The organism is Elusimicrobiaceae bacterium (assembly GCA_028700325.1).
Taxonomy (GTDB): Bacteria; Elusimicrobiota; Elusimicrobia; order Elusimicrobiales; family Elusimicrobiaceae; genus JAQVSV01.
Window position 1 is genome coordinate 27,257 of record JAQVSV010000004.1, and the last position, 18,888, is coordinate 46,144.

General features: G+C 56.4%; 18 protein-coding genes. 4 read left to right on the forward strand and 14 right to left on the reverse strand.

Going from position 1 to position 18,888, the window contains the following annotated elements:
- Positions 1-236 precede the first annotated feature (236 nt).
- The 5 genes from PHW69_01120 to PHW69_01140 are packed head-to-tail and all read right to left on the reverse strand — an operon-like array spanning position 237 to position 3,689.
- Entirely contained in the window at positions 237-1,580 is a 1,344-nt protein-coding gene (locus tag PHW69_01120; GenBank protein MDD4003787.1) for a hypothetical protein, read from the reverse strand.
- The gene (locus PHW69_01125) at positions 1,580-2,506 is read right to left on the reverse strand and encodes an aldo/keto reductase (GenBank protein MDD4003788.1); all 927 of its coding nucleotides are present in this window, start codon (positions 2,504-2,506) and stop codon (positions 1,580-1,582) included. Before PHW69_01125 ends, PHW69_01120 begins: the two co-directional genes overlap by 1 nt.
- The gene (locus PHW69_01130) at positions 2,506-3,018 is read right to left on the reverse strand and encodes a hypothetical protein (GenBank protein ID MDD4003789.1); all 513 of its coding nucleotides are present in this window, start codon (positions 3,016-3,018) and stop codon (positions 2,506-2,508) included. Before PHW69_01130 ends, PHW69_01125 begins: the two co-directional genes overlap by 1 nt.
- A gap of 19 nt (positions 3,019-3,037) precedes the next feature.
- Positions 3,038-3,409 (reverse strand): CoA-binding protein, encoded by a 372-nt coding sequence (locus tag PHW69_01135; protein MDD4003790.1) that lies wholly within the window; start codon positions 3,407-3,409, stop codon positions 3,038-3,040.
- Complete coding sequence (locus PHW69_01140; GenBank protein MDD4003791.1) at positions 3,402-3,689, reverse strand: YbaB/EbfC family nucleoid-associated protein; 288 nt, start codon at positions 3,687-3,689, stop codon at positions 3,402-3,404. The genes PHW69_01135 and PHW69_01140 overlap by 8 nt, the downstream gene beginning before the upstream one ends.
- 114 nt (positions 3,690-3,803) lie before the next feature.
- Here PHW69_01140 and radC point away from each other — a divergent pair, with 114 nt between their 5' ends.
- Genes radC through PHW69_01155 form a run of 3 tightly spaced genes read left to right on the forward strand, consistent with a single transcriptional unit; the run spans position 3,804 to position 7,007 of the window.
- A complete protein-coding gene (gene radC / locus PHW69_01145; protein ID MDD4003792.1) occupies positions 3,804-4,505 on the forward strand; it encodes a DNA repair protein RadC in 702 nt (233 codons plus the stop codon).
- 12 nt (positions 4,506-4,517) lie between these two features.
- Complete coding sequence (locus tag PHW69_01150) at positions 4,518-5,810, forward strand: L-serine ammonia-lyase, iron-sulfur-dependent, subunit alpha (GenBank protein ID MDD4003793.1); 1,293 nt, start codon at positions 4,518-4,520, stop codon at positions 5,808-5,810.
- 21 nt (positions 5,811-5,831) lie between these two features.
- Positions 5,832-7,007, forward strand: a complete 1,176-nt coding sequence (locus tag PHW69_01155; protein ID MDD4003794.1) for an HD domain-containing protein — start codon at positions 5,832-5,834, stop codon at positions 7,005-7,007.
- A gap of 349 nt (positions 7,008-7,356) precedes the next feature.
- On the opposite strand, the gene PHW69_01160 is transcribed toward PHW69_01155, so the two are convergent.
- Positions 7,357-8,676 (reverse strand): tetratricopeptide repeat protein, encoded by a 1,320-nt coding sequence (locus tag PHW69_01160; GenBank protein MDD4003795.1) that lies wholly within the window; start codon positions 8,674-8,676, stop codon positions 7,357-7,359.
- 140 nt (positions 8,677-8,816) lie between these two features.
- Here PHW69_01160 and PHW69_01165 point away from each other — a divergent pair, with 140 nt between their 5' ends.
- Positions 8,817-11,351 carry a DUF3536 domain-containing protein gene (locus PHW69_01165; GenBank protein ID MDD4003796.1) on the forward strand — a complete coding sequence of 845 codons (2,535 nt, stop codon included), beginning with the start codon at positions 8,817-8,819 and terminating at the stop codon, positions 11,349-11,351.
- A 34-nt stretch (positions 11,352-11,385) separates the two neighbouring features.
- On the opposite strand, the gene PHW69_01170 is transcribed toward PHW69_01165, so the two are convergent.
- The 8 genes from PHW69_01170 to PHW69_01205 all read right to left on the reverse strand — a co-directional run bounded on the left by PHW69_01170 (position 11,386) and on the right by PHW69_01205 (position 18,887).
- The gene (locus PHW69_01170) at positions 11,386-13,353 is read right to left on the reverse strand and encodes a glycosyltransferase family 87 protein (GenBank protein MDD4003797.1); all 1,968 of its coding nucleotides are present in this window, start codon (positions 13,351-13,353) and stop codon (positions 11,386-11,388) included.
- A 187-nt stretch (positions 13,354-13,540) separates the two neighbouring features.
- A complete protein-coding gene (locus PHW69_01175) occupies positions 13,541-15,178 on the reverse strand; it encodes a DUF1957 domain-containing protein (GenBank protein ID MDD4003798.1) in 1,638 nt (545 codons plus the stop codon).
- Positions 15,171-16,043: a DUF4912 domain-containing protein gene (locus PHW69_01180; protein MDD4003799.1), complete on the reverse strand. Its 873-nt coding sequence runs from the start codon at positions 16,041-16,043 to the stop codon at positions 15,171-15,173. The genes PHW69_01175 and PHW69_01180 overlap by 8 nt, the downstream gene beginning before the upstream one ends.
- Positions 16,044-16,187: 144 nt before the next feature.
- Positions 16,188-16,562, reverse strand: coding sequence for a response regulator (locus tag PHW69_01185; protein MDD4003800.1), 375 nt, complete (start codon positions 16,560-16,562; stop codon positions 16,188-16,190).
- 15 nt (positions 16,563-16,577) lie between these two features.
- Positions 16,578-17,234 (reverse strand): response regulator transcription factor, encoded by a 657-nt coding sequence (locus PHW69_01190; GenBank protein ID MDD4003801.1) that lies wholly within the window; start codon positions 17,232-17,234, stop codon positions 16,578-16,580.
- A 144-nt stretch (positions 17,235-17,378) separates the two neighbouring features.
- On the reverse strand, positions 17,379-17,747 hold the full coding sequence (locus PHW69_01195) for a response regulator (GenBank protein MDD4003802.1): 369 nt from the start codon (positions 17,745-17,747) through the stop codon (positions 17,379-17,381).
- Positions 17,732-18,361 (reverse strand): hypothetical protein, encoded by a 630-nt coding sequence (locus tag PHW69_01200; protein ID MDD4003803.1) that lies wholly within the window; start codon positions 18,359-18,361, stop codon positions 17,732-17,734. Before PHW69_01200 ends, PHW69_01195 begins: the two co-directional genes overlap by 16 nt.
- Position 18,362: 1 nt before the next feature.
- Positions 18,363-18,887: a chemotaxis protein CheD gene (locus PHW69_01205; protein ID MDD4003804.1), complete on the reverse strand. Its 525-nt coding sequence runs from the start codon at positions 18,885-18,887 to the stop codon at positions 18,363-18,365.
- Between the last annotated feature and the right edge of the window lies 1 nt (position 18,888).

Here is an 18,888-nt window from a genome sequence, read left to right on the forward strand (position 1 = left end):
CCAGAGGCCCGTGCCAAAGCCGGATGAGCCGGCGGAAGAGCGGGCGATGTATTTCCGTCCGCGCGGCAGACGGCAGTCTGCCGCAGAAGAAATGCCCGGCGGGAGAGTCAAGCGACGGAATTGATCGCCGGCTGTTAAGCGGGGCTCATTCCCTGCCTGTTTGTCCGGGCGTGCGGCGCGCCGCGTTTGCGGCATTTTTTTCAGCGCCATAATAACGGTTCCGAGGGCAGGGAGAGTCAGCCGGCGGCCGGGGTAAGCCCGCACAGGCTCCACATCGCGGCGTTTTCCATGCACAGATAAAAAGGTATTTTTTCACCGCCGCTCAAGTCAATCTGTTTCTTGAGTGTGCGGTAGGCGTCGGCGCGCGCAGAATCGGAATACCGCATTTTGCCGTCAAATCCCTGAATCAGCTCGCTGTCTAAAATAGTGTTTGCGGGAAACCGCGCCTCAATGGTTTTTTTCAGCGGCGGCCGGAACCGCAGAGTGCCAGCACTGATCCACGCGATTCTGTCCGGGCGGACAAGGCTTAACATTTCGGCGGCGGTTTCTTTATATCCGTTCTGCCAGCCGGGGTAAAGAATCATGGGGTCGAAGTGGAAACCCACTCGCCAGCCGAGTTTTGCCAGTTCCGCCGCGGTTTTAATACGCTGCGCCACCGCCGCAGCGAAGTGTTCACATTCCGTTCCGGACGGATTTAACGACCAGGAAATCACAATGTTTTCCACGGGCCGCATTTCAAAAAACGCGCCGCAGTTGACGCTTTTTGTTTTAAACTCGAAAGTGACGCTCTTGAAATCCTCAAACCGGCGCGCGATGGTTTTGGCCCAGCCGGTCAGATGGTCGAAAACCAGCGAGTCCGTGAATTCGCCGGTTCCCAGGCGCGCGGTTTTAAACATGCCGCGGCTAAGCGCGGCGGAGGGGATTTTATCAAGAAAATCCTCAACGTTGCAGGGCAGCGCGACGGCGGGAAAATTCTGGTATTCCTGCAGGAAGCAGTATTCGCAGTCAAACACGCAGCCAAACCCCAGATTAAGCACGTTGTAGCCGCAGCAGACGCAGTTTTTTGTGCAGGGGCAGGGTTTTATAAAATCATAACGTTCTTTGAACAGCAGCAGTCTTTCATGCCGCGCGTTATAATCCGCGCCGGCGAGCCCGCCCGTTTTCACAAATTCGGATACGGTGTCAATTTCCACAAGCCCGGCGTTCGGATACAGCAGTTTTGCGCGCCCGGCAAGAGGAGTCTCGCATGCGGTTTTTTCGATATAAATCAGTTTCGGGCGGAATTCATGCGGCATTGCGCCGGGCTGATAGGGCGCGCGCGGCTCGGACAGGTCAAGCCCGGGCAGGTAGTATGCGGCGGCCGGAACGCGTCCGTAAAGCGAGGGATACCGTTTTTTCAGCAGTGCCGCTTTCAGCCGCTGGAATTTCAAACCGCGCAGACTGTCCAGTACCGCCTGAGGAGCCAGGCCGTCACGCTTGCAGATTTCGTAAACAAGGCGCGCTGTTTCCCGCTTTTTGTTTTCGCGAAGCGCAGGCAGAAGCCGCGTTACCGCATCGAACGCCGCCTGCGCCGGGGTCATCAGTATTTTATGCCGGCATAGGCGTCTAGCGGGATGGCCAGGTCGGCGGCGGCCGCGTTCTCCCGGACCTGCTGCGGGTTGCGCGCGCCGCATAACGCGGAAGTCACCGCGTCATGTGCCAGCACCCAGCTGATGGCGCATTGCGCGGCGGTGGCGTTTTGGCGCGCGGCCAGCTCGCTCATGCCGTGCGCGGCCGATGCTGACCGGTCGAAGATGCCGTTGTTGGGTGAGAAATGGCGGTAGAAGAACCTGCGCGCGTCGGTTTTGGCGAATTCCGGCGCGGTTCTGTATTTGTCCGAAAGAATGCCGCCGCCCAGCGTTCCGTATCCCAGAAATGAAATCCCCGCTTTCCGGCAGATGGCGAAAACGCTTTCGGCTTCCTCGCGCTTTAAAAACGAAAACTGGTTCTGCACGGAGGCTACCGGCGCGCATTCGACAGCCTGAGCCAGCTGTATCGCGTCGAAATTGCAGACGCCGATATGCCGTATTTTGCCTTCCTGCTTAAGCCTCGCGAGTTCGCCCATTGATTCCGCGATAGGCGTTTTCGGATCGGGCCAGTGGATCTGGAACAGATCTATGTAATCGGTGCCGAGCTGCATGAGCGAGCGTTCCGCGTCTTCCCGGATGAAATCCGGTTTCAGGCAGATCTCCGGCCGGCTGTTCGAGTTTTTCAAGCCGCATTTTGTGGCGAGAATCACGCGGGCGCGCCGGTTCCTGACAGCGGTGCCCGCTATCGTCTCCGCCAGCCCCCAGCCATAGGCGGGCGCGGTGTCTATAAAATTAATACCCGCGTCGAGCGCGGCGGAAACGGTGTTCTCGCAGTCGGTTTTGTCGGCTCCGCTCCAGTTGCTTCCGCCAAACACCCAGGTCCCCAGCGCCACTTTTGAAACCTGCAGGTCGGTGCTGCCCAGTCTTGCGTATTGCACTATGCCTCCGGCGCGGCGGCGCGGTCAATGGTGTCTATAAGGATTTTCAAAAAGAAGAACATCGTGCCGGCGCAGTCGTCGCGCACCTTGCGTGTTTCTTCCTGGCTGGCGACGCTCATCGCCGCGACGAGAAATTTTATCATTTCCGGCTGTTTGTGCCCGGCCAGGAGAGCGGTCATCTCGTCCGGCAGGCCGGTTTTCGTTTCATCCCGCTGGCGCAGGATCCGCACGAACTCTACGGCGTCGGCCGCGGAGTCCTCAAGCATTTCACCGGTTATCGCCGGCAGCTTCGGATCCGTTTCCAGCGCGGATTTTAAAAGCGCGATACCCAGATAGGAAAACCACTCGCGCTCCTCCTCGTTGAAAATGCCTTCTCCGGCGTTGAAAAGAAAGCCCATAACAGCCGGCTGCCGTTCGCCAAGAGCGTGCGTTATGTTCTGCGCCTGGGCCTGATCGGCCCTGTTGAGGCTTGCCGCGACGGAGTCGAGAATTTCTTTGGTGACGGTTTGCATGGCTGGTTCCTTTTTTGTGTTACCAGAATCCGAAAGTTACCATAAAGCAGGCGCGTGCCGTTACCGCAATGCCGGCCACGCGGGCTTTTTCAATAGCGGCGTCGCTTTCGCTGCCGGGCTGCATCCAGAGAGATTTTACGCCGAGCCGGATGCATTCCTCCACCACCTGTTCCGTGACCGCCGCAGGCACGACGGTAATCACCAGTTCCGGCGTTACCGGCAGTTCTCCGAAAGTTTTACATACTGCGCGGCCCAAAATATTTCCGCCTTTGGGGTTCACGCCGTAGACGGTGCAGCCGGCTTTGGCCAGATCGCGGAATATTTTAAAACCGTATTTGGTTTCGTCTTCCGAAACGCCTATGACGGCTATGATTTTTTCGCACTTAGCCATTTAGCAGACCCTGCATGGAACCCATCTGGGAAGCCGCCGTCGCCTGAGAATCGCGGATGGCTTTGTTGACCAGCTGCACCAGGTCCGCCTCCAGCCTGGTCCTGTCCAGCGCGGCGGGATCGGAGGCAAAGCTGATTTTCTTTATTTCCTGGCTGCCGGTGATTGTTATTTTGATGCCGTGATCTGCGGTTTCCAGTTCAAGAAGCGTTTCGTCGAGCCGTTTTTTTATGTCGCGCATCTGCGCGGCCAGTTTTGCGAAATCTTTTATTTTGTCAAACATCGCATGACCCCTTTGCCGTCCGTTTGCCATATATGATAACTTTTTATAAAACTTTTCTCCACTGCAAGTGACGAATTACTGTATAATTGTATTTACCGGCTTTGGATCAGGAATATGTCCGACAGCAACGCCAAACAACATCATGAAGGCCACCGCCAGCGGCTGCGCGAGCGTTTTCGCGCCGCAGGGCTTGACGCTTTGCTTGATCATGAGGTTCTGGAACTGCTGCTCACCTATTCCATCCCGCGCCGCGACACCAAGCCGCTGGCGTGGGCGCTGTTGAAAAAATTCGGCACGCTTTCGGGAGTGCTGGACGCGAAGCCGCAGGAATTGTCTGAAGTGCCGGGCATGGGCCGCGAATCGGTGACGCTGCTGACGCTTCTGCGCGCGGTGATGAAGCGCTATTTCATGGGGTCGCTGCAGAAAAAGGAAATGCTGCGTTCGCCGGACGAGGTGGTGGATTTCTGCCGCGCGTCGCTGGAAGGCGAGAAAGACGAGATTTTCGAGGTGCTCTATCTTACCATCAAAAACACCGTCATCGGGTGCGAGCGCCTGTCGAGCGGAACCATTGACCGGGCCGCCGTTTCGCCGCGCCGCGTGGTTGAGAACTCGCTGAAGGCGCGGGCCGCGAGCCTGATTCTGGTGCATAACCACCCGTCGGGCAACGCGACTCCGTCGCGCGAGGATATCCTGATCACGGAAGAAATCATCCGCGCCGCCCGCGCGCTTGATATCGCCGTTCTGGACCATATAATCATCGGCAAGAACGAGCATTACAGTTTTCGCGCAAGCGGTGTGATAAAATTCGAACGATAGCCGGAGAAAAGAATGGGTATTCTGAAAGAAGTCCTGAAAAACCAGGTTTATCCCGCCATGGGCTGCACGGAGCCGGTTTCCGTCGCGTTATGCGCCGCGCATGCGGCGAAGATTCTGGGCGAGCCGGCGACGGAGGCGGTTTTTATTCTTGACGCCGGAACCTATAAAAACGGCCTGGGAGTAAACGTGCCGAACACCGGCGGTGAAAAGGGCAACCTTATAGCCGGCGCGCTGGGCCTGCTGATTGCCGAGCCCGGAGCCGGAATGGAAATTCTCAAGGCGGCCACTCCGAAACTGCTGGAACGGGCGCGCGGGCTTGTGGCCAGCGGGCGGGTGAAGGCCAGCGTGGAACCGCTGGCAAAGACAATATATATCGAAGTCCGCGCGGCGGGCGGCAAAAACCGCGCGGTCTGCACCATCTCGGCCAGCCATACCGAGGTGTCGTTTTCAAGCAGGAACGGGAAAACGCTCACGGACCTGAAAAAAAACGCCTGCGTCAAAAAAAACGCCGCATGGCGGAAGGAACTGACCGAATTGTCGCTTGCTGAAATGGTAAAGTCCGCCGAATCCGCCGACAAAGAGGATCTTGATTATATCAAGGCGGGCGTGAAGATGAATCTCGCCGCATCCCGATGCGGCCGCAAGCTGAAAAAAGTGGGTTTTTATATTGCCGAGCTGGTGCGGATGGGTTATTTGCATGACGACGTGTTTTCCTCAACGAAAATGCTCACCGCTTATGCGTCCGACGCGCGGATGGAGGGCCTGCCGATCCCGGTTATGGCGAGCGGCGAGTCCGGCAATCAGGGGATTGTGGCGATACTCGCGCCGTACAATTTCGGCAAAGTGCTCAGGGTCCGCCCGGACCGGATTTACCGGAGCATCGCGCTTTCCCACCTGCTTAACTCCTATGTGAAAACCTATACCGGCGGGCTGGCCCCGATCTGCGGCTGTTCCATAGCCGCCGGAGTGGGCGCAACGGCGGCGATGGTTTATCAGTTGAAAGGGCCGGATTTAAGCGCCATTTCGCTTGCCATCAACAATCTCATAAGCGATCTGGGCGGGATGCTGTGCGACGGCGCGAAAAGCGGGTGTGCGCTGAAAATAGTCAGCAGTGTGGACTCCAGCATCCGGTCCGCCTATATGGGCATGCACAACTACGGCATAACCGAAGTGGAGGGGTTTATCGGCAGAACCGCCGAGGAAACCATCCGCAATCTGGCGCATATTTCCACCGTCGGCATGGAACAGGTGGATCCGACCATCGTGGACATAATGCTTAAGAAACAGGACTGCCGCCGCGCTTGACAGCGCGGGCGAGGAGGGGAGATGGGGCTTTTCAATTCGCCGCCGTGGACCGGGTTTAAAAATCCGCTGCCGCCTGAAATTTACCGCCAGCGCACATATCCGCTTCAAAAGGATATCCGCGGCGATTTTTACCGCGACCAGACAAAAATAATCCATTCGCTCGCGTTTCGCCGGCTGAAGCATAAAACACAGGTTTTTTTCGCGCCGGAAAACGATCATATCTGCACGCGCATCGAGCATGTGCTTCATGTTTCCAGCATTTCCGCCACTATCTGCCACGGCATCAACCGGTTCCGTCCGGGATCGGAGCTGGATCCCGACATGGCCTCCGCGATAGGCCTGGCGCACGACCTGGGGCATCCGCCGTTCGGGCACGACGGCGAGGTCGCGCTTGACGCGGAAGTGCGCCGGCGCGATCCGCGCCGCGCGTTTCTGCATGAAATCAACGGCTACCGGGTGGTGGAAAAACTCGCCAACTACGGCAAGGGTTTGAATCTCACCTACGCCGTAAAAGACGGGGTCATCTGCCACAACGGCGAGAATTTTGAAGCGAACCGCCTGCGGCCCGCCGCCGTTGTCAACCGGCTTGACGAGATAAAGGACCGCAACTGCGCGCCCGCATCGTTCGAAGGGTGCGTGGTGAAGCTGTCCGACAAGATCGCCTATCTGGGCCGCGATATCGAGGACGCGATAAAGGCCGGCCTGCTCAAATGGGAGGATATTCCCAAGGAAATAGCCGGGGAGCTGGGCCAGTCCAACGGCGAAATCATAAGCGCGCTTGTTGAAGATCTTATCGAGAATTCCACTGAAACCGGGGCAATAGGGTTTTCTGACCAGAAATACGGGCTGGTCAAATCGCTGGGCGAGTTCAATTACAGGAACATCTACCTTAGCCCGGAGCTTGAAGATTATACGGAATACATCAACAATCTCGTGGGCACGCTGTTCGGCTATTATATGCTCCGGCTGGAAAAATTCGGAACCGATCCGGCGGCCTATCAAAAATCCCGCCGCATGACCGACGTGTTTTTCGGCGATTATCTGCTTGGCATGCGCGGTTTTTACGAATCGGGCGGGGGCGACAGCATTGATATCGTCACCGACTATATCTCCGGCATGACGGATGCCTTCGCCCTTAAATGCATGAAAGAGATCTGTATTCCCGCGCCGATGAAATTCACAAAATCGTTTTCCTGACCCCGGCTATTCCGGCCAGGCGCGCTTTCGCGCGGGTTTTTGACACCGCCGGCTGTTCAAACGGTTGGCGGCGCGCGCTTTTTTGCGCGATCCCCGTTTCGGGCGGCTGAATGAACCTCCCCCGGCTGTGCCATTGGCGTGCCGGTTGTTATTACGCTTTCCGCAAGCCGGGGGGTTCTTTTGGTCCAGCTTTCGTCTGCCCTGCTTGCGCAGGGTTGCACACTTCATCCCTCTGCCTGAGCCATGCCGGCAATCATTATGCCGGGCCGGCCCCCGGTTTTTGGGAGCGGAATTTATAAAAAACCCCCGCTTCACAGCGGGGGTTTTTTGAAGGGAAATGAAACCCTGATTAGTTTGACTGAAGTTTCTTGAGCGCTTTTTCGGCTTTTTTCACCAGCGAGTTGCCGGGATAGCGATCTATCACCTGCTGATATTTAAGGGCGGCGCGATCCGGATCTTTTAACTTGTCCGCGCAGATTTCCGCCGTCGCGAAAAGACTTTCCGGCGCCTGCACCGAATCGGGATATTCCTCTACGATCCGCTCCAGCAGTTTTACCTGCTGGCCGTAATCCTTCAGGTTTTTTTCGGCGGTTGCCGCGGCTTCCGCAAGCGCTTTGATGCTTTTGGCGGAATCGCCTTTAAACATGGTGGCGGCCTGTGAAAGCGTTTCGATCGAGCCGGCGTAGTCCGACATCCGGGATTTCAGCAGTTCCGCCTTGTCCATATAGGCGTTGAACGCGTCGTCGGTCTTAGGGTATTTCTCGACGAGCGTTTTATAGGCGTCGGCCGCGAGCGAGTACTGTTTCTGCTTTTCCGCCAGTTTGGCGATTTTGATGTAAGCGGTTTTGGCGGTTTCGCTCGCGGGAAAATCATTCACGATGGACTGGTAAACAGACATCGCTTCGTCATATTTCTTCAGACTGTTTTCATAAATCCCGGCCGCCAGCAGTCGCGCCTGCGGGCGCAATGCGCTGTTGGGGTAGACCGCCGAGATCTTGTTGTACTGAAACACCGCCGGCTGCGACAGCCCGTGCGTGGCGCAGAGTTTGCCCAGCGCCAGGTCAATGGCGTCCATCTGCGGATAGCCCGGATACTTTGCATAGAACGCCTCGAACTCCAGCAGCATCGGCTCGTAGAAAAAGTCCATCGTGCCGTCGGACATGTTTTTCAGGAATTCCGCCAGCCGTTCCGCTTTCGTGGCGAGTTTGGAACCTTCCTTTATTTTGTCCAGTTCCGGGCGGATTTTGCTGGACACGTTTTTGTCTATCATGCGGGTCAGTTTGCTTCTGAGCGTGAAACTGAGATCCGAGTCGGGATATTCGTAGGTATGGCGCACCAGAGTCACTATCGCGCCTCTGGAATCTTTCAATTGAGCCTGCAGTTCGGCTTTCAGGAGCAGGGCGTCGTCGCCGGTGTCTTCATTGGCGTAATTGATAAGCCAGGCGTCAACGGAACTAAGGAGCGCCTGCGCGACTTTCTCGTCCGTGGTGTCAGAAACGCTCTTGTAATACTCCCACTGTTTCTGTCCGACGGTTTTTATGCTGGCCGGCGAAGCGGCGGTGGAGGCGGGTTCCACAATTTCCACCATTTCCAACTGCTCGGCTTGTTGGGCGAAAACGCCCGCGGCGGACAATGCGAATAAAGCCGCCAGAGTTGATAATTTCCTCATATCCATACCTCCGGTGAAGATTCAGGACTCTTATTTTATATAATATCCCTGTAAATCATATCAAATAACATTAGCGGTTGCCATGCCGCCGGTCCGGCGCGGAGGTTAATGCGGACGCGGCCCGGTTTCAAGGAAAACAAATGAACGCCAAAGCGCAGACGCACGGAAAGAAATATGTTGTGATTCACGGGCATTTTTATCAGCCTCCGCGCGAGAATCCGTGGCTGGGCTATGTCGAAGAGCAGACCTCCGCCGCGCCCGCGCACGACTGGAACGAGCGCATCGCGGAGGAATGTTACAATCCCAACGGCACCGCCCGCATAAACGCGCCCGACGGCACTATCGAGGGCGTCACCAATAACTACGAGTTCATGAATTTCGATTTCGGGCCGACCTTGCTGTCGTGGTACGAGAAAGCGTTTCCGGAAGATTACCGCCGCGTGATCGAAGGACACAAGAAAAGCGCGCAGCGCCTTGGCTGCGGCAACGGCATCGCGCACGCCTACAATCACACCATTCTGCCCATCACGCCTTTCCGCGACCGGCTGACCCAGGTTTTATGGGGTCTTGAGGATTTCCGGCACCGGTTCGGCGAGCAGCCGGCCGCCATGTGGTGCCCGGAAACCGCCTGTAATGACGATACCCTCAAACTCCTTGTTGACCAGCGCATGCAGTATGTTATTCTGGATGTGTCGCAGGCGCTGCGGACCCGCAAGGCGGGCGCCGCCAGATGGATTGACGTTTCCAACGGCACCATTGATCCGCGCCGGCCCTATATCTGGCATGATCGCGATGAAGCGACAGGCGCTCCGCTTCCCGGTCGTTCGATAGCGGTGTTTTTCTATGACGGGCCCGTTTCCAAAGCCGTCGCGTTTGAAGACGCCATGAAAGACTCTCATACCCTGTGCCAGCGGCTGGGTTCGTGTTTCGACACTTCACCCGCCGAAGACCAGCTTGTAAGCGTGGCCACTGACGGGGAGTCTTACGGACATCATCGCAAATTCGCCGATCTCACGCTCGCGCATCTGTTTACCGCCGCGCTGAAAAAGCACGGTTACGAAGTGACCAATTACAGCGCCTATCTCAAATCGCATCCGCCTCAATGGGAAGTGCAGCTCAAGCCGGGAGAAGGCGGAGAAGGCACTTCCTGGAGCTGCTGCCATGGCGTAACGCGCTGGAAAGGCGACTGCAGCTGCGGGCAGGAAGGCAATAACCAGCACCGCTGGCGCGCGCCTCTGCGCGCCGCACTTGACTGGCTCTCCGTAACGCTCGCGGGGGTTTATGAAACCGAATCCGCCAGATATCTCCGCAACCCCTGGCAGGCGCGCAATGATTACATAAGGGTCATTCTTGATCCCGGCAACCTTCAGTGGTTCATCAACACGCACTTTGCCGCCCAGCCGGACCAGGAGAGCGTTTCCGCCGTGCTGCGGCTTTTGGAAATGCAGAAATATGCGATGTTCATGTTTACCAGCTGCGGCTGGTTTTTCTCCGACATCTCGCGCATAGAGTCCGCGCAGAATCTCAAATACGCCGTCCGCGCGATTGACCTGGCGGCCCGGTTCGGCTATGACAGTCTGGAAGCGCAGTTCCGTGTGAGGCTGAAAGCCGCGCCCTCGAATTATTCGCGGTTTGAGGACGGCGCGGCGGTGTATGACAAGCTCGCCAAGCCTTCCCTGATGAAAGGGGAAAACATTATCGCCGAATTCGGCATCAGGACGCTGTATCGCAACCCCGGCAGGAATTCCGGCCTGTACTCGTACCGTTTCAGCCGCGAAAAATCCGTGTTCCGGCAGCTGGACGGGGGCACTTTCAGCGCGGGGCTGCTCGGCACCGAGAACGTCGTCACCGGGCGCAGGATGCCGGCGGTTTATTTCGCCACGGTGACCAGCTCGCTGGCGCCGCGCTGTTATGTGAGCGTAACGGAAACGGAAGCGAAATTCAACGAGCTGTTCGGATTTCTGGAGCATCTTGACGCGGAGCGGATCTGGGACGGAATCGGCCCGGCCGTCGAGCGGATCATGGGGCGCGAACATTACGGCATGAAAGATCTTATCCCGGAGGCGCGCCGTGCCGTGCTGGAGGATATGTACCGCGGCAAGATTTCCGATATTCAGGACCGTCATTTCCGCACGTTCGGAGATTATCTGCCGATTATTGAGCACTGGCATTCGCTGGAACTGGGCCTGCCGGACGAGATTCAGGCCGACGCCATAGCCGGCACCCGTAAATTTGTTACCGCGAAGCTGGAAGAGTTCGCCCTTACCGGCGATTGCGCGGGAATTGACATGCTGCGGTCGTTATTGCCCCGCATCCGCAAAACCGGGCTTGATTATATGGACAGCCGCATTGAACGGCTGTTTAAAGTGCTTATTCTCAACGCGCTCGCCAAACTGCGCAAGCAACCCTCGGCGGCAAGCGCCGAAACCGCGCTGCTGCTGGTGGAAACGGGGTTTGAAAGCGGAGCCTCAAACTGGCTGGTGCAGGCCCAGAATGCCGGAATAAAAATGCTGGAGGACTGGCAGGCCGGACAGTTTGCCGCGCTTAAAGATCCGTCCGGTTCGTGCGATTACGGCGCGTCGCTGCTGCATCTGCTGGCGAAACTTAAAATCGGGATCGTGACTTACCATACGGCAATCAGCGCGCTGAAATCCGCGCACCGGAAAATGTTATAGCGCGCCGGACCGTGACGGACTCGCCGGGCCGGGTTCACGCGCCGGCGGGGGCCTGTTGCCTGTCCATTATGATCAGCGCGCACAGCAGCGCCATCAGCAGGGGATTTAACACAGCGGAAATCGCGACTGGCGGCAACGGCTCCGCATGAAAAAGCGGATATTCTTTCGGTATCAGCAGCAACGCGAAAATAACCGCGTACAGATTGTCAAATCGCGAACGCCGGGGCGCGTTGATAAACAGCCACATCGGCACAAAAAAGGCGAGCAGTTTGTACGCGCCGGAAAAAGGCGTGGCAAGCACCTCGTAACAGACCAGCAGTGCGGCTTGTTTCCATAACACGGTTTCCCTGCGCAAAACATAATAAGCCACGCCGCAGCCCGCCGCAAACGCCACCATATTGAATACGCGCAGCAACGCTGCCCGGTCCTGCATGCCGTACAGAAGGGATGCGCCTATCCGCAGCGGATTGAAAAGGCTGGCGTTGTGGTCGTACCCGTAACTGTCCAGCGCGTAACGCCGCGCGACGAATTCGATGCCCTGCCATAACCCCGCGAGATTTTCCATGAAACCGCCCTTGTACAGCAGGAGCGGGACGGCGGTAAGCGCGGCGGAGATTCCGCACGCCAGCAGCGCCGCGTTCCAGTTCCTGCGTTTTATGAAAAGCAGCAGAAAAATGGCGGGATAGCCTTTGGCGGCAATTGCCAGCGCCAGAAAAACGGAGGCTGTTAAAGGCTTGTCTTTTTCAAGCAGAAACATTGCCGCCGCTATCGCGATGAAAACAAATATTTCCAGATTGCCGCGATCCATGCAGAAGAGCAGCGGGTAGGAAAGGCCGGAATAAACAAGCGCGTTTCTCCACAGTGCGACGTGCGCCAGTCCAGCGCGTTTAAGATATTTTATATTGAGCCAGGCGAACAGCGGCAGCGCGGCGAAAAAACATAGCCTCATGAAATCCTTGCCGGTATGTGCTAGCGGATAAAGCGGCAGATAGACGAACGGAAAATATGTGGATGGTTCAATGCCGGTTTTCGCCAGATAGGGATTTAAATCTTTTGCATAAGAGATATGGTGGAACAGATCCTGCAAAACGTCATCCGGCCGGAAAAGAAACGTGCTCAGCGGGTAGGGGTTGTTGTGATAGCCGCCTTCAATATAATGGAATGCCGTGGCGCACACAAAGCCGGCCATAAGCAGCAGACCGATAAGTTCGGCCCTGCGGGCACTTTCGTCCGGGCGGAGCGGGCCTGGCGAAGCGAGCCGCCCTGCCGTCTGCGCCGCCAGGCATATTAGTGCAAGCGGCAGGATCAGCCATAAAACGCCTGTGGCCAATATGATCAGTCTGCCGGGCAGCTTTTGCGCCTGAGCGGATTTTTTAAATTGCGTAAACAGCAGTTCCAGTCCGATAACGGCGGCTGCTCCGGTTTTATCGCCTACGGTGATGGTGTCAATTGCCGCTGGTAGATGGACTGTCGCCACTTTTTCGCCACGATTGTCCACCCGCAAAATTATGGCGTCGTTTTTGTTTTTGGTTATACTGCCTGTAAATAAATTTCCGGGCTGGAACGCATCGGGCACAGCCAGAAGTTTCTTCTCTCCGGGCTGGCCTGCCGCGCGGGTGTAAAGAGCAAGCGTGCCGCCGGGCAACGCTTCCAGCGTAAGGCCTGCGGCATTGGAGTCGGTTCTTACAAGCCGGCATGGAACTTTTGTATCGGCGGGGATACTGGCGCTGAACGAAATGATATATTTCGAGGCCGGTGTCTGCCCTTTGAGCGATACCGGGAAAGTTTCCGGCGGCAGCGGCGTTTGCGCGGCATCAGGCCGTATGTTTCCCCTGAAGATATTTATAATTTCCGGCGGTTCGAAGTTTCGACCTGCTGTGAGCGGATACATTAGAAACAGCCCGGCAAACGACAGTGCGGCGGCAAAAACACAGCTTGCCGCAAGTGTGTTTATGCGTCTGCCGGCGCGCGTGTTTTTTAAACTGTTAAGAGGGTTTAACATGTGACTGTTACCTGAAATCCCGCATTCAATGGCGAGGCCGGGTTTGATGACAAGGCAAACATAATACAGAGTACTCTACAACTTTTCCCGGCGCTTTGCCAGTTAGCCGGAGAAACACCGCCGCGGCTGCTCAAGCAAAAAACCGCTCCCGGCGGGAGCGGTTTTTTGTTAAAGCCGGTGTTACGGACTAGGTTGTCAGCGCGCGAGGCTGTTTGATATGCGCTATGCCGGAGGATTTGTAAATGCGGTAGTCAATCTGCGGGAAAATATTGTCTTTCCACTCCAGTTCCCGCAAAAACTCTTCCTCTATCCGGGTGTCCTTTATCTGCTCATACAGTTCGTTGAAACGGTCAATATGCTCTTTGGTGCGCTTTGACGAGTACTGCATGGCCGTTCCGACCGTGATCAGAAATGCCCAGTCCGACGACTGCGCCAGCACCAGCTCCCGCGCGCACTGGTTGAGCGCGCGGCCCAGAACTCCGTCAGTCGTGTCGTAACGGTTGGCGAGCGCGATCATCCGCTGCGCCATTTTGTTCAGATGCCGGTAGATCCAGTCGTTGCCCGCGTTAAGCCATACTTCATGATAGCCTTTGTCGCCCCAAGACGACATGCTCGGCTGGATTACCTGATTGTCCGGGTTCTCCTCAAGGTATTCCATCGGCGTTATGGGCCGGATATCGGCCTGATCGTGATGGAGCTTCCTGAAAAGCATTTCCAGAAACTGCGGGCCTTCGTACCACCAGTGCCCGTACAGTTCGGCGTCGTACATTGACACGATCAGCGGTTTCTTCTGCAGAAACCCGTTAAGGTGTTCGATCTGCTTCTGCCGGTTGAACATGAAATTGCCTGCATGCGCGGCGGCTTTTTCCAGGGCGCGCGCGGGGCTGTAGGGCGCTTTTTTGTCAAGCGGCACTTTGCCGGTGATCGCGTTGTATTTGACTCCGATGTTGCGGCGCACGCCGTCGGAATGCAGATAGGGCTTCACATAGTCATAGTCCAGATCATAGCCCAGGTCGCGGTAGAATTCGCGGTAGACGGGATCGCCGGGATAGCCGGTGTCCGCGCTCCATACCTGATGCGCCGATTCCATGTCGCGCGCGAACACGCCCACGCCCGACGGGCAGTAGACTGGCGCATACACTCCGTAGCGCGGGCGCGGCGAGCCGTAGAGAATGCCGTGGCTTTCGGTGAAAAAGAACCGGATCCCGGCGTCTTTGAGATACACGTCGTCGCCGGGATTGTAGGCGCATTCCGCCAGCCACATGCCGCGCGGAGCGCGCCCGAAATGCCTCTTGTAATCTTCCACGGCGATTTTGATCTGCGCGTTGACGCTTTCTTTATAAACCTGAAGCGGCAGAAACCCGTGCGTGGCGCAGCAGGTGATTATTTCCAGCTTGCCCATGTCCTGGAATTTTTTGAAGCCTTCCAGAATGTTTGAATGGTAATAATCTTCCCACAGCAGCCGAAGCCGCTTGAATTTAGCTTCGTACATCCGCGCGACTTCTTCGTAAGGCGTGCCGCGGGTGCGGCCGGATTCCTTTTCCGTAAGCTCGATGCGGTTGTGCAGGTAGCGGCGGAACCGGGTTTTCAGCAGGTCGTCAGCCATCATGTTGCACAGCGGCGGCGTGATTGACATCGTGATGCGGAAGTCCACGCTGTCAGCCGTCAGCTTTTCAAACATGTCGAGCAGAGGCAGATAGGTCTCGATCATTGCCTCGAAGAACCAGTCCTCCTCCAGGAAATCGTCGTATTCCGGGTGGCGCACGAACGGCAGATGCGCGTGCAGTACCAGCGCGAGGTATCCTTTTTCGTTGCCTTTATTCATCAGTTTGCGTTTTCCTTTCGGCGGTTATGGTTATCTGCCGGTGCAGGTCGCCGTCGGCATTGTCTGCGTGAACGGGCAGGTCAAGCACGCCGTCAGGGAATGCGAACCGCAGGCTGAATGTGCCGTCGGGATTGAGTTTTACCGTTCTGCCCGCGACGGTCACTTTCGCGTCCGGTTCAGTGGCGCCGTACAGCACCAGTTCGCAGTCGGCCACCAGCCAGAAGTCTTTTTTGCCGGTCATCGTGCCGGGATGCGCGCCCCACGAGGCGCCCCGGGATGATACGGACTTGATCATTTCCCACCGCTGAGCCAGCACCCGCGCTATGTCGCCCGAGCCTCTGCCGAGATATTCGATGCCGGAAAGTTTAAGCAGTTTCTGGAAATCAGGGTTGACGCTCATCCAGTGTTCGTCGGTCTTGTCGGATACGCAGCCGGCAGGCAGGCCCACCATGTTGCTGCGCGCCAGCAGAATGAACCGGCCGTCCGTGTCAATCAGCCCGATATCGCAGATATAGGCGCGGCCTGGTTTGGGCACGTTTAAATACCAGTTTTTCGCTTCCAGCACTATGGGCACGTCGAAATAGCTTTCGGAATTTTGCCCGTCAAAGCCGTTCACGCCGGTCACGTCGTGAATCCGCACCACGCTTTTCGTGCGGAACATGATGTCTTCCCCAAACTGGCGTTTGAGCGAGGCAATGGATGTCTCCGTCACTTCCCAGTATAAAAACATCCACTCCGGGTCACGCGGAAGCAGATATGCTTCCGTGTCACCGTAGCCTTCCGGCAGTTTTATGTCTTTTGGAACAGGATAGACCTTCTCCTCTTTTTTCAGCCCCCCCGAGGTAGGCAGTTTGTCTGAACTCATCTCAGGCTCCTTTTGATGGAATGCGCTGTTTCCCCACACTTTCAATCGCTGCTATATTATACCACTTTGCCGGCGACGCTGTCATCCTAAACAAAACTCCCCGATATTCAATATCGGGGAGTTTTGCCGCCGGTGAAATTCATGCTATTCCGTGCCCAGTATGCGGTCTATCCGCCGCACCAGTTCCGAAGACGTGACCGGTTTGGCGATAAACTGCCGCCCTCCGATTGTGCCGCCCCCCACCTGGTTCTTGTCGGCCAATGCGGTCAGGAAAACTATCGGAATTTTAGCCGTATCCGGGGTCTGCATCAGCTGGTCGGCCACTTCGGAGCCTTCCATATAAGGCATCAGCAGATCCAGAATGATAAGATCCGGCTGAAGCTGGTGCGCTATCCTGATCCCGTCACGCGGATCAGTGGCGTAGGTTACTTTGAACCGCTGCATTGACTCAAGAGTCATCTGCACCAGCTTGCAGAGCGGTTCCTCGTCGTCTATCATTAATATGTTTTTCTTGACCATAAGCGAAACAGTGCCTCAGAGGTGGGTGATGCCCTCTTTCAGCGCATAACGGATAAGGTCCGCCTGTTTATGGATATCCAGTTTGCGCATCATGTTGTTGCGGTGCACATGCACGGTGTTAAGCGAGAGTTTGAGCTCTTTCGCTATTTCCTTGCTGCTGAAACCTTCCGCGATCAGCTGCAGCACTTCCTTTTCTTTCGGAGTGAGATGGATTGACTTGCGCGGCGATTCCGACGGCGCCATCTGCCCCAGAAAACCCTGTACGACATACTTCGATACCTTTGAACACAGATAGAACCGGCCTTCGCTCACTTCCTGTATCGCTTTCACGATTTCCTCGGAAGTTGACACTTTCACTATGAACCCGCGCGCGCCTGCTTTAAGCGCTTTTTCCACGGAGAGCCGGTCGTCGTGCATGCTGAGCATTATGACCTTGTTTTTCGGATCCAGCTTCAGCAGCCGTTCGGTTGTTTCAATGCCGTTAAGCACGGGCATGGATATGTCAATAATGTAAATGTCGGCGGGACTGGCGGCCGCCAGATCCAGAATCTCTTTCCCGTTCTCCGCTTCCGCGACGACTTTTATAAAATCGGAACTGCGTTCCAGCACTGCCTTTATTCCGTCGCGCACAACAGCATGATCGTCAGCTATTGCGATTTTTATTGTGTTCATTACGGGTACCGTCCTTGCCTGCGTCCTTTCACCTGCCACACGGTTAATGCGTCACGGAGTCAAAATTAGTATATTATATTTATACCCCCGAAGCAAGGCCCGCCGCAGCTTCACGGCGGACGGCATGAACCGGAAGACCGGGCGTTATTCTCCGCTCAGGGCATTTTCAATCGCCGCCACCACCCGTTCTTCCTCGAACGGTTTTACGATATAGTCAACGGCGCCCAGCTTGATGGCTTTCATGAGATATTCGCGCTCTTCTATGGCGGTGACCATCACGACGCGGGCGTTCGGATCAACGGCGAGAATTTCCTCCAGCGCGGCGATCCCGTCCTTGACCGGCATCGTGATATCCATGGTGACGGCGTCAGGCCAGAGTTTTTTGTATTCGTTCACGCCCTCTTCGCCGTTGGCGCATTCGGCTATCACCTGATAACCGTGCCGGGTCAGAATGTCTTTGAGCATCAGCCGCACTATCGGCGCGTCGTCCACAACTATCAGTCTTTTTGGCATTTGTCCTCCGTATTGCGTTTGTCCGAAATATAATCGAGGAATGTGTCGCAGCTCGTTTTGGGTATCAGGTACATCCGGCACCGCACTCCGCATTCCACTAATTTTATCATACATTCAATAATAAGGACTTCGTCGGTCTCGATATCCGCGCTCAGCAGATATTCGGAAAACACGGTGCCTTCGAAATCGGTGACTACCTGGGGCGGGGTCGGCTGCATAAGCAGATTGAAGTTTTTTGTGAATACCCCCATGATCGCGCCGGACAGTATGTTGCCCGTTTCCTGCACCGCGCTCAGCGTCAGCGCGTCAGTCGCCGCGCAGGTTCCCAGCGGCCGGTTCAGCATGAGGTCAGCCAGCTTGAGGCTGTCTTCCTCCACGACGTAAAAAAGCAGCCGGAAAGTCACGTCGCCCGCCAGATCGAGATACGCGCCCACCACTTTCCGTTCCGAGGAATTGACCCGCTGCGTGGCGATCGTTATGTCTTCGAAACACACCCGCTCCGCTTCTATTGACGCGCCGTTGTGCAGCAGCCGCTCCAGGCTGAGGGAAGCGCGGTCAATGCTTTCTCTCGCCACAAATTCCATGATCTTGCGGGTTTCCCTGGTGATCGGCATCTCAGTAATCCTCCGTGATTTTTTCGTCTATGGCCCGGCATTTCACTATGCCGGATTCCAGCTCGAATTCCAGCCGCAACCCTTTTTCTCCGCCCGTTCTGCCGGGCAGAATGGTAAGGCCCCGGCCCGCCAGAAGCAATTCCGCCGCGGCGCAGTTTTCCGTTCCGATATCGCGAGACACGTTCTTGAGGATCCGCCCGCCGCCGAACAGTTTCACCTCCAGCTCTTCCGGCCGGATGCCGCGCGCCATCAGCAGGTTAAACAGCTTCGGGATCCCGGTGACCGCGTATTTGGCTTCTTTCAGGCCCTGCCGCTCCAGGCTGGCCAGCACACCGGGCATCATGAAGTGCAGCATCCCGCCGGTTTTTGCAGCCCTGCTGTACGCGCAGATGGCGATGCATGAACCGAGCGTGGTCTGCAGCACTTTCGGAGCCGCGGCTATTTTAATGTCCGCCATTCCGACCGTCAGTTTGTTTCCCTCGTCAGGTTGAGGAGCATGTTCACATTTGAAATTATGGTCTGGCATG

Bases quoted from the DNA above. Each gene is read 5' to 3' on its own strand.
- PHW69_01170 (MDD4003797.1), bottom strand. From the start codon at position 13,353: ATGTTAAACCCTCTTAACAGTTTAAAAAACACGCGCGCCGGCAGACGC.
- PHW69_01150 (MDD4003793.1), top strand. From the start codon at position 4,518: ATGGGTATTCTGAAAGAAGTCCTGAAAAACCAGGTTTATCCCGCCATG.
- PHW69_01175 (MDD4003798.1), bottom strand. From the start codon at position 15,178: ATGAATAAAGGCAACGAAAAAGGATACCTCGCGCTGGTACTGCACGCG.
- PHW69_01195 (MDD4003802.1), bottom strand. From the start codon at position 17,747: ATGCCAAAAAGACTGATAGTTGTGGACGACGCGCCGATAGTGCGGCTG.
- PHW69_01120 (MDD4003787.1), bottom strand. From the start codon at position 1,580: ATGACCCCGGCGCAGGCGGCGTTCGATGCGGTAACGCGGCTTCTGCCT.
- radC (MDD4003792.1), top strand. From the start codon at position 3,804: ATGTCCGACAGCAACGCCAAACAACATCATGAAGGCCACCGCCAGCGG.
- PHW69_01130 (MDD4003789.1), bottom strand. From the start codon at position 3,018: ATGCAAACCGTCACCAAAGAAATTCTCGACTCCGTCGCGGCAAGCCTC.
- PHW69_01200 (MDD4003803.1), bottom strand. From the start codon at position 18,361: ATGCCGATCACCAGGGAAACCCGCAAGATCATGGAATTTGTGGCGAGA.
- PHW69_01160 (MDD4003795.1), bottom strand. From the start codon at position 8,676: ATGAGGAAATTATCAACTCTGGCGGCTTTATTCGCATTGTCCGCCGCG.
- PHW69_01190 (MDD4003801.1), bottom strand. From the start codon at position 17,234: ATGAACACAATAAAAATCGCAATAGCTGACGATCATGCTGTTGTGCGC.
- PHW69_01185 (MDD4003800.1), bottom strand. From the start codon at position 16,562: ATGGTCAAGAAAAACATATTAATGATAGACGACGAGGAACCGCTCTGC.
- PHW69_01140 (MDD4003791.1), bottom strand. From the start codon at position 3,689: ATGTTTGACAAAATAAAAGATTTCGCAAAACTGGCCGCGCAGATGCGC.
- PHW69_01155 (MDD4003794.1), top strand. From the start codon at position 5,832: ATGGGGCTTTTCAATTCGCCGCCGTGGACCGGGTTTAAAAATCCGCTG.
- PHW69_01205 (MDD4003804.1), bottom strand. From the start codon at position 18,887: ATGCCAGACCATAATTTCAAATGTGAACATGCTCCTCAACCTGACGAG.
- PHW69_01180 (MDD4003799.1), bottom strand. From the start codon at position 16,043: ATGAGTTCAGACAAACTGCCTACCTCGGGGGGGCTGAAAAAAGAGGAG.
- PHW69_01135 (MDD4003790.1), bottom strand. From the start codon at position 3,409: ATGGCTAAGTGCGAAAAAATCATAGCCGTCATAGGCGTTTCGGAAGAC.
- PHW69_01165 (MDD4003796.1), top strand. From the start codon at position 8,817: ATGAACGCCAAAGCGCAGACGCACGGAAAGAAATATGTTGTGATTCAC.